This is a genomic window from Streptomyces sp. CB03234, from assembly GCF_001905885.1.
GTDB lineage: Bacteria > Actinomycetota > Actinomycetes > Streptomycetales > Streptomycetaceae > Streptomyces.
In genome coordinates this window covers 1,246,416-1,258,545 of sequence record NZ_LIYH01000001.1, presented here as the reverse complement: position 1 = coordinate 1,258,545, position 12,130 = coordinate 1,246,416, and the positions used below count along the sequence as shown (strand labels likewise).

Sequence of the window (12,130 nt, the reverse complement as noted above, 5' to 3'; positions counted from 1 at the left end):
TCGTTCAGGCGCGGGCGCTCCCGGCGAGCGTCCCGGCGTCGCCGCGACCGGCCGCCGCCACGCCCTCCGGCCCGCGCACCACCTCGATACGCCCCGCCCTCACACCCTCGGCGACCGACAGACCCCCGGCCGCCACGGCCGCGCACGTCGCCGCGTCCATCCGCAGGCAGACGTCCGGCTCGTGAGCGGCGGGGCCGTCGGCGTACGTCACCTGGCCGCTGTCGGCGTCGCCGCCCAGCCTGACATGGAACGTCCCCTCGTCGAGCCGGACTTCGACCACTCCCGGCCCCGGGGCCGCCGCCTGCAGGGCGTCCAGCAGCGGGATGGCAAACCAGTGCGCCCGCACCGCGTCCGTGGGGCGGGGCTCGGCGAGAGCGGGGGCTCCCCAGGCCGCCAGGGCCCGCAGCACGGGCAACAGGTCCCGCCCCCGGTCGGTGAGTTCGTACACGTACGCGGAAGCGGGCGGCGGCAGCCGGCGACGGGTCACCAGGTCGTCGCGCTCCATGTCCTTGAGCCGCGAGGCGAGCATGTCCGTACTGACGCCGGGGAGATCGGCGTGCAGGTCGGTGTAGCGGCGCGGACCCGCGAGCAGTTCGCGGACGATCAGCAGCGTCCAGCGGTCACCGACGGCGTCGAGGGCACGGGCGGCGGCGCAGTACTGGTCGTAACTTCGTCGACGTGGCATGCGAGGCAGTCTAGACAAGTTGTTGGACTTTCCAAGCTCACACTTGGTAAAACCAAGCAACACCACTTCTGGAGGTCGTCGCGCATGGAGTTCCGGCAGTCGAGCAAGCTCAGCGAGGTCTGCTACGAGATCCGCGGCCCGGTCATCGAGCACGCCAACGCCCTGGAGGAGGCCGGCCACAGCGTGCTGCGCCTCAACACCGGCAACCCGGCCCTCTTCGGCTTCGAGGCGCCCGAGGAGATCGTCCAGGACATGATCCGGATGCTCCCGCAGGCCCATGGCTACACCGACTCCCGCGGCGTCCTCTCCGCCCGCCGCGCCGTCGCCCAGCGCTACCAGGCCCTCGGTCTCACCGATGTCGACGTCGACGACGTCTTCCTCGGCAACGGCGTCTCCGAACTCGTCTCCATGGCCGTCCAGGCCCTCCTGGAGAACGGCGACGAAGTCCTCATCCCGGCGCCCGACTTCCCCCTGTGGACCGCCGTCACCGCCCTCTCCGGCGGCCGGCCGGTGCACTACCTGTGCGACGAGTCCGCCGACTGGTACCCCGACCTGGACGACATGGCCGCGAAGATCACCGACCGCACCAAGGCCGTCGTCATCATCAACCCCAACAACCCCACCGGCGCCGTCTACCCGCGCGAGATCGTCGAGGGCATCCTCGACCTCGCCCGCCGCCACCAGCTGATGGTGTTCGCCGACGAGATCTACGACCAGATCCTGTACGACGGCGCCGTCCACCACACCGCCGCCTCCCTCGCCCCCGACCTGGTCGTCCTGACCTTCTCCGGCCTGTCCAAGACGTACCGCGTCGCGGGCTTCCGCTCCGGCTGGCTCGTCGTCACCGGCCCCAAGCAGCACGCGCGCAACTACCTGGAGGGGCTCACCATGCTCGCCTCCATGCGCCTGTGCGCCAACGCCCCCGCCCAGTACGCCATCCAGGCCGCCCTCGGCGGCCGCCAGTCCATCCACGAGCTGACCGCCCCCGGCGGCCGCCTCCATGAGCAGCGCGACAAGGCCTGGGAGAAGCTCAACGACATTCCCGGCGTCTCATGCGTCAAACCCAAGGGCGCGCTGTACGCCTTCCCGCGCCTCGATCCGAAGGTGCACCGCATCCACGACGACGAGAAGTTCGTCCTGGACCTGCTGCTGCGGGAGAAGATCCAAGTGGTGCAGGGCACCGGCTTCAACTGGCCGCGCCCGGACCACTTCCGCATCCTCACCCTGCCGCACGTCGACGATCTCGACGCGGCGATCAGCCGGATCGGCCGCTTCCTGAGCGGGTACCGCCAGTGAGCCGGGGAAAGGGAGCGGGCCCCGAGGCGTAGCCGGCCCCCGGGCCCTGACGCGCCGCGCGGGCAGCCCGTCCGCTCTTCTCAACTGCGATGAACTGTTTGAGTCTTGTCGTTGTCACGAGAGAATCCCCTCAGCACCGGCGTGCCCGGACCGAAGGATTGAGGAGTACGGAGCGATGGAGACGGCGCTCATAGCCGTGGTCGGCACGCTGCTCGGTGCGGTCGTCACGCACTTCTTCCAGGGCCGGGCTGCGCAGCGCACCGCCGCCCTGACGCGCGCCGAACAGCTGCGCCAGGAACGGATCTCGACGTACAGCGCGTTCGCGGACGCGGTCGTCGAGTACCGGCAGGCGCAGAACGCCCGCTGGTACCGCCGGAACGGCTCGCATGCCGAGTCCGCGCGCCTGGAGTCGTACGACCGGCGCGCCACCGCCCGGCAGGCTCTCGTCCGGGTGCAGCTGGTGTGCGAGGACGGCGTGACGGTCGAAAAGGCGTACAAGGCCTTCGAGGTGACGCACTGCATGCACGAGGCGAAGGACGAGGCGGAGCGGCAGCGCCGCTCGACCGAGGCCGTCGAGGCGTTGACCGCGTTCATCGAGGCCGCGGCCCCCGGCGTGCGCTGACATGGCGGCGGCCCAGGCGGTGTCGGCCCCCCTCGTGGTGATCGAGCCGCTCAAACGGCGGCACTGCGCGGAGTGCCGCGGTGGGCCGCTCCCCCGGCTGGTCCTGGAGTTCAACGCGCCGCTCTGCCTGGACTGCGCCGACCTCGGCCACCTGGTCTACCTGCCGCGCGGCGACGCGGCACTCACCCGCAGGGCCCGTGAGGCGAGCGGCCTGTGGGCCGTGGTCGTACGCCACAACCGGCGCCGTACGCGGTACGAACGCCAGGGCATCCTCGTGGAGGAGGCCGCCCTCGCGCGGGCGGAGGCGGCGTGCCTGGCCGACGCGGAGGCACGGGCCCGCCGCCGGGCCCGGGACGCGGTGCGCCGGGCGGTGGAGGACGAGCGGTTCCGGGCCGCGCTGGCCGACGAGATCCTGCGCCTCTTCCCCGGCTGCCCGCCGGAGCGTGCCGCCGAGATCGCGGGGCACGCCGGGGAGCGGGGAAGCGGCCGCGTGGGGCGTACGGCGGCGGGGCGGGCGCTGGACGAGGGAGCGGTCACGGCGGCGGTACGGGCGTCGGTGCGGCATCTCGACACCGAGTACGACGCCCTGTTGATGCGCGGTGTCCCCCGCCGCCAGGCGCGTACCCGGGTGGCACCGGTCATCGAGTCGGTGCTGGCCGCCTGGCGGCCGTGACGGCGGTTCCGGCGGTTCCGACGGTTCCGGCGGTTCCGGCGGTTCCGGCGGTTCCGGCGGCAACGGCGGCGACGGTGGCGGGGCCGGGGCGGCCGGGTGCTCGGGGCGACCGGCCGCCGCGGGAATTCACGTGCGGTCGGGCGTGGGGCGGAAGCGGCGGTAGAGGAGGCCACCGCCGAGCATGAGGCCCATGGCGGCGGGCACTCCGATGCCGATGAGGCCGGCGCCGGAGCCGGTTTCCGCGAGCGCCGTCGAGCTGGTCCGCTCCACCGGCACCGGCGCGGGGGCCTGATCGGCCGGTGCGGGCACCGGAGTGGCGGGGCCGTCGCTCTGGGGCGGGGAGACGGGCTTGTCGTGGTCCTTCGGCGGCTTCTGCGGCGTGACGGGCGTCTTGCTGCCGCCGTTGCTGGAGGCGTTGCCGAAGGTGGGGTTGAGGATGCCGACCAGGCTGACGGAGTTGCCGCTGACGTTGACCGGCAGGTCGATGGGCAGCTGGATGCCGTTGCCGGAGATCACACCCGGCGACTTCACCGCGGCACCGTCCGCCGAAGCGCCGCCGCCGTTCTTGCTTCCGCTCTTGCCGCCCTGCTCACCGTGCTTGCCGGGCTTCCCGTGCGGCGTGCCGGGCCGGTCCTTGTGGTCGTGGCCGCCGCCCTTGTTCGCGCATGTGTTGCCGGCCGCGGGGTTGAGAATCCCGACCACATTGACGGTGTTCCCGCAGACGTTGACCGGGACGTCCACCGGCAGTTGCACGGTGTTGCCGGAGATCAGCCCCGGCGAATCCGCCGCGGCACCGGCCGCGTCGGAGTCGGCCTGCGCATAACCCGCCGCCAGAGCGAGCGCGCCACCCGTGGCCATCAGTGTGACCAGACCATTTCGGCGAGTGTGCCTCATGGCTTCCTGCCTTCCGGAGACTTTCACGGGCACCCGCCCGCACCGGAATTAACGCCTTACAGGCAAGCCGGGTTATGACGCATCCGCCATTCACCCCATCGAGTGGCGGCTCATTCGAACCCTCACATGGTCTTTACGACGTGTCCCCCGGTCGGCGGCGTGCCCGTCAGCGCTCCAGCAGGTCGGTGAGTGCTCCCACCGGGTCCGCGTCAGGGGTGCCTCTCGGCCACCAGTCCTCCCGGTCGGGGTCCGATTCGTACCCGTACCAGAGCCCGTCGCGGCCGTAACGCAGTTGCAGTGAGCGGGTGGAGAGGCGGTTGCGCCAAGGGCGGAAGTGCGGGAGGTCGGCGGCGATCAGGGCGGGGCGGGCACGGTCGAAGGGGCCGGCCGGCGGGTCCCAGGGCTCCTCCAGGACGGCGAGCCCGGCCGGTCCGCCCTGGCGCCAGGCGGCGACCGCGCGGGCCAGGTCGGCGGGGGTGCGGTCCAGGGCGGCGGCGAGGTCACGGTAGAGGGCGCGGGTGGAGGCGGTCAGGCCGGAGCCCGGGTGGGCGGCCGCGAGGCGGACGGCGTCCTGCCAGGGGGTGAGGGAGGCGACCGGGTCCTGCCCGGTGGTCAGGAAGGTGTGCGCGCGGGCTGCCGCCTCGGTGGCCAGCATCTCCAGGGCCAGCGGGTCGGGGGCGTCCGGGTCCTCGGGGTAGAGCGGTGGGCGGCCGGGCCGGTCGGGGACGGGCAGCGGCGGCGGCAGGGTCGTGGCGGGCGGGGAGGTGACGGCCGTGCGGGCGGGCACGGTGGGCATGGGCGGGGGCGCGGCGGTGGTCTCGGCCGCCTCGTGGGCGGCGTTGCGGTGGCTGAGCGCCGCGAGGATCTCCTGTTCGCCTCGGCCGCGCATCAGGAACAGCACGAACGGGTCCTCGTCGAGGAGCCGCGCCGCCTGATAGCACAGGGCGGCCGCGTGTTTGCAGGGGTAGCCGTGGTCGGGGCAGGAGCAGTCCGGGATCAGGTCGCCCGGGCCCGGCAGCAGGTCGACTCCGGCGGCCAGGGCGTGCGGCACGTCCTTGTCGAGGAGGGCGGCGATGTGGTCGGGGCGGGCAGCGGCGGCGTCCAGGAAACGCTCCCAGTCGTCGTCGCCGAGGACCCGCAGCCGGATCTCGGTGCGGTACGGGCGGGGGCGGCTGCCGTGCACGTACGCCACGACCCGCCCCGGCGTCACGGTGATGGCGTCGACGTGCCCGGTGGCGGCGTAGGCACGCCCGCGTGCCAGGCGCGCCGGGTCCAGGGCGGTGTCCTCCAGGGCCTCCACCCAGGCGTTGCCCCACCAGGTGGCGGCGAACTTCCCGTCGCCCCCCTGGACCGGGGCGAGCTGGGGGAACGTACGGCGGCGGTCGTCGTGCAGCGGGACGCGGCGCGCGCCGGGGCCCGGGCGGGAGCCGGGGCGGTCGCCGGGGCGGTCGCGGTGCGGGCTCATGACGGCCTCCTCAGGGAGACGAGGTCGGCCAGTTCACGGTCGGTCAGCTCGGTGAGGGCGGCCTCCCCGGAGCCCAGCACCGCGTCGGCCAGGGCACGCTTGGCGAGCAGCATCTCCGCGATGCGGTCCTCCACCGTCCCTTCCGCGATCAACCGGTGGACCTGGACCGGCTGTGTCTGGCCGATGCGGTACGCCCGGTCGGTGGCCTGCTCCTCGACGGCCGGGTTCCACCAGCGGTCGTAGTGCACGACGTGGCCGGCCCGGGTGAGGTTGAGGCCGGTGCCGGCGGCCTTGAGGGACAGCACGAACACCGGCACCTCGCCGGACTGGAACCGGTCCACCATCCGCTCCCGCTCCGCCACCGGCGTCCCGCCGTGCAGCAGTTGGGAGGGGACCGCGCGGGCCGCCAGGTGCGACGTGAGCAGCCGCGCCATGGTCACGTACTGGGTGAAGACCAGCACGGAGCCGTCCTCGGACAGGATCGTGTCGAGGAGTTCGTCGAGCAGGGCCAGCTTGCCGGAGCGGCCGGCCAGCCGTGCGGGCTCCTCCTTGAGGTACTGGGCGGGGTGGTTGCAGATCTGCTTCAGGGACGTCAGCAGCTTCATGACCAGGCCGCGGCGTGCGATGCCCTCCGCTCCCTCGATCCGCCCCATCGTCTCGCGCACCACCGCCTCGTAGAGGGAGGCCTGTTCGCGGGTGAGGGGCACGGGGTGGTCGGACTCCGTCTTGGGCGGCAGCTCGGGCACGATGCCGGGGTCGGACTTCTTGCGGCGCAGCAGGAAGGGGCGGACGAGCCGGGCGAGCCGCTCGACCGCCTCGTCGTTCTCGATCTGCTCGGCGTTCTCGACGGCACGCGCGTGCCGTGAGCGGAACGCCTTGAGGGGGCCGAGGAGCCCCGGCGTCGTCCAGTCGAGCAGCGCCCACAGCTCGGAGAGGTTGTTCTCGACGGGGGTCCCGGTGAGGGCGACGCGCGCGGGCGCGGGGATGGTGCGCAGCGCCTTGGCGGTGGCGGAGAACGGGTTCTTGACGTGCTGGGCCTCGTCGGCGACGACCATGCCCCACTCGTGGGCGGCCAGCCGCTCGGCGCTGGTCCGCATCGTGCCGTACGTGGTGAGCACGAAGCCCCCGTCGAGGCCGTCCAGGGTGCGGTCGGTGCCGTGGAAGCGGCGCACCGGTACGCCGGGGGCGAACCGGGTGATCTCGCGCTGCCAGTTGCCGAGCAGGGACGCCGGGCAGACGACGAGAGTGGGGGCCCGGCGGGCGCGGCGCAGGTGGAGGGCGATGAGGGTGACGGTCTTGCCCAGGCCCATGTCGTCGGCGAGGCAGCCGCCGAGGCCGAGGGACGTCATCAGGTCGAGCCAGGCCAGGCCGCGCAGTTGGTAGTCGCGAAGGGTGGCGTCCAGGCCGGGGGGCGGGTCGACGGTGCCGGGGCCCGCGACGAGCCGGTCGCGCAGCGCGGCGAGCGCGCCCACGGGGACGGCTTCGACCGTCTCGCCGTCGACTTCGGCGGTGCCGCTGAGCGCCACGGCGAGCGCGTCGACGGGCTCCAGCAGCCCCAGCTCCCGCTTGCGCGCCTTGCGTACGAGGGCCGGGTCGACGACCACCCACTGGTCACGCAGCCGCACGATGGGGCGGTGCGCCTCGGCGAGGGCGTCCATCTCCCGCTCGGTCAGCGGGTCGCCGTCCAGCGCGAGCTGCCAGTTGAACCTCAGCAGCTCCTCGCTGTCGAAGAACACCGTGCCGTCGGTGGCCGAGCCGGGTGCGGGCCGGACGACCGCGGCGGCGGTGAGCGACCGGGCCAGCTCCCTGGGCCAGTGCACGGTCACGCCGGCTGCGCCGAGCCGGGTCGCGGCGGGGCCCAGCAGCTCGTACAGCTCGTCCTCGGTGAGCGACAGGACGTCGGGGACGTCCCGCTCCAGCAGCCGGGCGAGCGGGCCCCAGACGCGGGCCGCGCGCCGCAGCGCCAGCACGGCGTCGATCCGGGCGCGCGGCCCGAAGTGCTCGGTGCTCTCCCCCGCCCACAGCGCGGCCGCGTCGACGACCAGGGTCGGGTCGGCGAGGCTGTGCACCTGGACCAGCGCGGCGGCGGCCTGCCGCTGCTCGCCCCCCTCCTGGACGGTGTCGAACAGCTCGTACCCGGACAGGTCGAGGCGGAGTGAGACGCGGACGCCGGCGTCCATGCCCGCCGCCGCCTCGGCGGCCCAGGCACGCGCGCGGGGCAGGTGCTGCGGGGCGCGGGCCGCGAACGGCGCCCCCGCGGCGTACGCTGCGGCGGGCGTACGGGGCAGCGTGTCGGCTACCGCGTCGAGGAACGCTCGCACCAGGGCCTCCGGTTCGGGCAGCTGGAGCGGCCGCAGGCCCCGCACGGGCACGGCATGGGCTTCGTACGGCATCGCCGCCGCGACCGCCCGCAGGTGGGCGATGTCGTCGGCATCCAGGGGTCCCGCGCGCCAGGCGTCCAGGTCGTCCGCCGTGAGCCCCGGCAGGAGCCTGCCACGCCCGGCGAGGTGGAGGGCGTGCAGGGCGGCCGCGCCCCAGCAGGCGGCGGCGGGGTGCGCGGCCGGGTCGTGCCGCGCGGTGACCAGCATGGGCAGGGCGTCGGCGACGGACAGCACCACCGCCGGGACCGCACGGCTCCGCACCCCGGCCCCGTGCGCCCGCACGATCGTGATCGTCTCGGGCCGGGCCCCGGACACCGGCAGCGGCAAGGGGACGCCATCCGGGGACCAGAAGGCGACACGGCCCTCACGCGGCAGCGCGGCCGGGAGGAAGACGGCGGCACAGGTGTGCAGCGGCCCCTGCTGCATGGCCGGTCACCTCCCTTCACGCTGGTCGTGTCGTGGATCTACGACCTTACGGCGAGGGTCTGACAATCGGCCCGAGCCCCGTCGGCGCACGCCCTTCCCACAGGGCCGACGCCGCCTCTCACGCCCCCGAACTCATCGGAGGCCGGCCTTGACGCGGCGCGAAGCTCACATGCGCGTGCGGACCAGAGCCAGGAGCTGCGCGGTGTGGTGGCGGCGGGCCCGGGCGACGACGGCCAGCAGCACGGCGAAGATCACCGGGGTGAACCAGTACTGCCCATCCAGAAAAGCCAGTTGCGTGACGAGCGCGCCGGCCATCAGGCCGATCAGCGCCAGCGCCGACACCCCGGACAGGACGGGTATCACCAGCCCGATGGCACCGGCCAGCTCTAGTGCGCCGACCAGGTACATGAACCAGCCACCGAGGCCGATCGCGTCGAAGGACTCCGCCGCCGACGCGTGTCCGACCAGCTTGGGCGCGGCGCTGGGAATGGCGAAGAACAGCGCGAGGACGATCTGCAGCGTCCATACGCCGATACCGGCCCGACGGGACAGGGCAGGGGCGGCGGTGGCCTGGGCGGTGGTGGTGGTCATGTCGGTCTCCTCCTACGGGCGTTGGGTGTCATGGAGGTAGACCGGAGGGCCGCCCGGAACTCATCGGTGTTCCGGCCGCGCCCGCACCCGTGTGCCGTCGTCCGTCAGGTACGTCTCGACCACGACGGCTCTGTACGGTCCTGACGCCGGGGCCCGTTTCATGGACCCGTTCCGGCATCTCGGCCGACTCGTCCACGGCTGTCACGACCAGTCCGCGTCCGGCCGGCGGCCCGGTCAGCCGCCCCGCCCCGCTGCACAGTTCGAGCAGGGTGGCCCCGCTCGGCTCGCACGGCACGGCACGGCACGGCACGGCAGCGGCGACGATGCCGGGCTCGTCGCCCGCCACGAGCCTGCCGTACAGGTCGGCCGCACAGCCGCCCGAGGTGATCGCCCCGAGGCCGTGCCCTGGTGTCCCTCACGCATCCGTCCGCTCATGCGACCCGAACCGCCGGCAGCGGATCGCTGTTCCCTCCCGGCTCGTCGTCCGCCGGATCGAACGGCGTCGTGCCGGGTACTCGCCCGTCGGGAGAGCGATCACCATGCGTACTGGCAGTGAACCGAGAACCGCACGCAGCCCCCTCCGGATCCGCTTCTGGCTGAGCATGTGGGGCCTGATCTGGGCGGGCGCCGGAACGGCGGCCTTCGCCCTGGCCGGCCGGCCCGGCTGGGCGGCGGCCTGCGGCCTGCTGGCCGTGGTCGTCCTGGTGGACCTCGTGGTCATCCTGCGCCACATCCGCCAGGGCCCGCACTACCAGCCGGGCCGCGACGTCCCCCCGTACGAACCGGACGACGGGGACTTCGGCGGCCGCTGACGTACGGGCCCGGTCATTCCTCGGGCGGGACGCCGGGCGGGAAGTCGACAGGGAACCGCGCCGCCTCGAGGTACTCCGGCTTCGGGTCCAGGGCGGCGGCCAGGCGGAAGTGACGCTTGGCCTGGTCGGGGCGGCCGGAGCGCTGGAAGGTGCGGGCCAGTGCGAAGTGCGCGAACGCGTTGTCCGGCTCCCGCTCCAGGACCAGTTCGAACTCCAGCTCCGCCGGTCGCAGCTGGGCGGCCGCGAAGAAGGCGCGGGCGCGCAGGAGGCGGGCTGCGGTGTTCTCGGGATGGGCCGCGATCACGGAATCGAGCAGCTTGACCGCGCCGCGTGGGTCCCGGGCGGCGAGCAGCTGCTCCGCCGCGCGGAAGTCGATGACGTGGGTCTCCGGATTGGTTTCGGGCACGCTCGCATCCTTCCCTCGGCTGCGGCGGTTCAACATGCCCGGCGCGGGCGGTATTCCTCCCCCGTCGCCGGGCGCGTTCGCGCTCACTCGTCCGGGTGGGCCGGCGGACGGGTGGCGGCCCGTTCGGTCAGCTGCTGCCAGACCTTGCGGACCTGCGGTTCCAGGTCCTCCAGCGGCCCGTCGTTGTCGATGATCAGGTCCGCGACGGCTCGCCGCTGTTCCCGGGTGGCCTGTGCGGCCATCCGGGCGCGGGCCTCGGCCTCCGTCATGCCGCGCAGCCTGAGGAGCCGGTCCAGCTGGGTCTCGGGGGACGCGTCGACGACCACGACGACGTCGTAGAGCGGCGCCAGGCCGTTCTCCGTGAGCAGCGGTACGTCGTGGACGACCACCGCGTCGGGCCCCGCCGCGGCTTCGAGTTCCGCGGAGCGGGCGCCGACGAGGGGGTGGACGATGCCGTTGAGCGTGGCCAGCCGCTCGGGGTCGGAGAAGACGATCGAACCGAGCCTGGGCCGGTCGAGGGTGCCCTCGGCCGTGAGGATGTCCGGCCCGAACGCCGCCACGACGGCCGCGAGCCCAGGTGTTCCGGGCGCTACGACCTCGCGGGCGATCTTGTCGGCGTCGACGAGCACCGCCCCGTACGACGAGAGCAGCCGCGACACCTCGCTCTTCCCGGCGCCGATTCCGCCGGTCAACCCAACCTTCAGCATGACCGGAAGCCTAGGCCCTACCGGACGGGCCCTGGAGACGGGCCCTCGGGACCGGCCTGAAGACGGGCCCTCGGGACCGGCCTGAAGACGGGCCCTCGGGACCAGCCTGGAGACGGGCCCCTACAGGTCGCCCTCCCGCTCGGCGAGGAACCGCTCGAACTCGCGGCCGAGCTCGTCCGCCGAGGGCAGGTCCACCGGTTCGGCGACCAGGCTGCCGCGGGTCTCGGCGCCGGCCATCGCGTCGTACTGGTGCTCCAGCCCCTGAACGAGCGCGGTCAGCTCTTCGTCGCCCTCGCCGATCTGCCGCTCGATCTCGGTCTGGGTGCGCTGGGCCTGCGTACGCAGCGTGTGCGCGATGCCGGGCAGGACGAGGCCGGTCGCCGCCGTGATGGCCTCCACGGCGGTCAGCGCCGCGTCCGGGTAGGCGGACCGGGCCACATAGTGCGGCACGTGGGCGGCGACACCGAGGACGTCGTGCCCGGCCTCCATCAGCCGGTACTCGATCAGCGACTCGGCGCTGCCCGGCACCTGTGCCTCGTCGAACGGGCTGAGGTGCCCCGGCATCAGGTCGGTGCGGTTGCCGTGCGGGGTGAGGCCGACGGGACGGGTGTGGGGGACGCCCATGGGGATGCCGTGGAAGTTGACCGAAAGCCGCACCCCGAGCCGCTCGACGATCTGCCGGACGGCCATGGCGAACCGCTCCCACTCCACGTCCGGCTCGGGCCCGGACAGCAGGAGGAAGGGCGCCCCGGTCGCGTCCTGAAGGAGGCGGACCTCGATGGCCGGGACCTCGTACTCGGTCCAGCGGTCGCGCCTGAACGTGAGCAGCGGACGGCGCGCCCGGTAGTCCACGAGCCTGTCGTGGTCGAAGCGGGCCACCACTTGGTGGGGCTGCGAGTCCAGCAGGCTGTCGACGATCTGCTCGCCGGCCTCACCCGCGTCGATGTATCCGTCGAAGTGGTAGAGCATGACCAGGCCGGCCGACTCCTGCGCCAGCGCCATGTCGACGACAGCCAGGCCCTTCGGCTCCCATTCGTACAAACCCTGCGGATCAAGCACGATTACCGCTCCTCCTCGTGTTCGTACGGAAGAACGTCACTCGCCGTACCGGCATTCCCCACCGGGGCCCATATCCGGCCTGCCGGGCCTCCATGGCGGGCCGTGCGGGGGTC

At 73.4% G+C, this 12,130-nt stretch carries 12 protein-coding genes; 4 read left to right on the top strand and 8 right to left on the bottom strand.

Annotation, left to right across the window (positions count from 1 at the left end; genetic code table 11):
• Positions 1-4: 4 nt before the first annotated feature.
• Positions 5-685, bottom strand: coding sequence for a winged helix-turn-helix transcriptional regulator (locus AMK26_RS05650; protein ID WP_073752500.1), 681 nt, complete (start codon positions 683-685; stop codon positions 5-7).
• 84 nt (positions 686-769) lie between these two features.
• On the opposite strand from AMK26_RS05650, the gene AMK26_RS05645 reads away from it, so the two are divergent.
• From AMK26_RS05645 to AMK26_RS05635, 3 genes are all read left to right on the top strand, one after another.
• Positions 770-1,981, top strand: a complete 1,212-nt coding sequence (locus AMK26_RS05645; protein ID WP_073752498.1) for a pyridoxal phosphate-dependent aminotransferase — start codon at positions 770-772, stop codon at positions 1,979-1,981.
• 175 nt (positions 1,982-2,156) lie between these two features.
• A complete protein-coding gene (locus AMK26_RS05640; RefSeq protein WP_073752496.1) occupies positions 2,157-2,603 on the top strand; it encodes a hypothetical protein in 447 nt (148 codons plus the stop codon).
• 1 nt (position 2,604) lies between these two features.
• Entirely contained in the window at positions 2,605-3,276 is a 672-nt protein-coding gene (locus tag AMK26_RS05635) for a DUF2293 domain-containing protein (protein ID WP_073752494.1), read from the top strand.
• Positions 3,277-3,402: 126 nt separating this feature from the next.
• On the opposite strand, the gene AMK26_RS05625 is transcribed toward AMK26_RS05635, so the two are convergent.
• The 4 genes from AMK26_RS05625 to AMK26_RS05610 all read right to left on the bottom strand — a co-directional run bounded on the left by AMK26_RS05625 (position 3,403) and on the right by AMK26_RS05610 (position 9,033).
• A complete protein-coding gene (locus AMK26_RS05625; protein WP_443333141.1) occupies positions 3,403-4,134 on the bottom strand; it encodes a chaplin in 732 nt (243 codons plus the stop codon).
• A gap of 202 nt (positions 4,135-4,336) precedes the next feature.
• Entirely contained in the window at positions 4,337-5,635 is a 1,299-nt protein-coding gene (locus tag AMK26_RS05620) for an SWIM zinc finger family protein (protein ID WP_073752488.1), read from the bottom strand.
• The gene (locus AMK26_RS05615; RefSeq protein WP_073752486.1) at positions 5,632-8,442 is read right to left on the bottom strand and encodes a DEAD/DEAH box helicase; all 2,811 of its coding nucleotides are present in this window, start codon (positions 8,440-8,442) and stop codon (positions 5,632-5,634) included. Before AMK26_RS05615 ends, AMK26_RS05620 begins: the two co-directional genes overlap by 4 nt.
• A 165-nt stretch (positions 8,443-8,607) precedes the next feature.
• Positions 8,608-9,033, bottom strand: coding sequence for a DoxX family protein (locus tag AMK26_RS05610; RefSeq protein WP_073752484.1), 426 nt, complete (start codon positions 9,031-9,033; stop codon positions 8,608-8,610).
• A gap of 539 nt (positions 9,034-9,572) precedes the next feature.
• Between AMK26_RS05610 and AMK26_RS05605 the strand changes: the two genes are divergently transcribed.
• Positions 9,573-9,845, top strand: a complete 273-nt coding sequence (locus tag AMK26_RS05605) for a DUF6343 family protein (RefSeq protein WP_073752482.1) — start codon at positions 9,573-9,575, stop codon at positions 9,843-9,845.
• 13 nt (positions 9,846-9,858) lie between these two features.
• On the opposite strand, the gene AMK26_RS05600 is transcribed toward AMK26_RS05605, so the two are convergent.
• The 3 genes from AMK26_RS05600 to AMK26_RS05590 form a co-directional block, all read right to left on the bottom strand.
• Positions 9,859-10,251 (bottom strand): tetratricopeptide repeat protein, encoded by a 393-nt coding sequence (locus AMK26_RS05600; protein ID WP_073752480.1) that lies wholly within the window; start codon positions 10,249-10,251, stop codon positions 9,859-9,861.
• A gap of 83 nt (positions 10,252-10,334) precedes the next feature.
• Positions 10,335-10,958 carry a dephospho-CoA kinase gene (gene coaE / locus AMK26_RS05595; protein ID WP_073752478.1) on the bottom strand — a complete coding sequence of 208 codons (624 nt, stop codon included), beginning with the start codon at positions 10,956-10,958 and terminating at the stop codon, positions 10,335-10,337.
• 120 nt (positions 10,959-11,078) lie between these two features.
• Positions 11,079-12,017, bottom strand: coding sequence for a PAC2 family protein (locus AMK26_RS05590; RefSeq protein ID WP_073752476.1), 939 nt, complete (start codon positions 12,015-12,017; stop codon positions 11,079-11,081).
• Between the last annotated feature and the right edge of the window lie 113 nt (positions 12,018-12,130).

What these genes read in the sequence shown, in the direction of transcription:
- AMK26_RS05650 (WP_073752500.1), bottom strand. Translation starts at nt 685, where the DNA reads ATGCCACGTCGACGAAGTTACGACCAGTACTGCGCCGCCGCCCGTGCC.
- AMK26_RS05645 (WP_073752498.1), top strand. Translation starts at nt 770, where the DNA reads ATGGAGTTCCGGCAGTCGAGCAAGCTCAGCGAGGTCTGCTACGAGATC.
- AMK26_RS05640 (WP_073752496.1), top strand. Translation starts at nt 2,157, where the DNA reads ATGGAGACGGCGCTCATAGCCGTGGTCGGCACGCTGCTCGGTGCGGTC.
- AMK26_RS05635 (WP_073752494.1), top strand. Translation starts at nt 2,605, where the DNA reads ATGGCGGCGGCCCAGGCGGTGTCGGCCCCCCTCGTGGTGATCGAGCCG.
- AMK26_RS05625 (WP_443333141.1), bottom strand. Translation starts at nt 4,134, where the DNA reads ATGGCCACGGGTGGCGCGCTCGCTCTGGCGGCGGGTTATGCGCAGGCC.
- AMK26_RS05620 (WP_073752488.1), bottom strand. Translation starts at nt 5,635, where the DNA reads ATGAGCCCGCACCGCGACCGCCCCGGCGACCGCCCCGGCTCCCGCCCG.
- AMK26_RS05615 (WP_073752486.1), bottom strand. Translation starts at nt 8,442, where the DNA reads ATGCAGCAGGGGCCGCTGCACACCTGTGCCGCCGTCTTCCTCCCGGCC.
- AMK26_RS05610 (WP_073752484.1), bottom strand. Translation starts at nt 9,033, where the DNA reads ATGACCACCACCACCGCCCAGGCCACCGCCGCCCCTGCCCTGTCCCGT.
- AMK26_RS05605 (WP_073752482.1), top strand. Translation starts at nt 9,573, where the DNA reads ATGCGTACTGGCAGTGAACCGAGAACCGCACGCAGCCCCCTCCGGATC.
- coaE (WP_073752478.1), bottom strand. Translation starts at nt 10,958, where the DNA reads ATGCTGAAGGTTGGGTTGACCGGCGGAATCGGCGCCGGGAAGAGCGAG.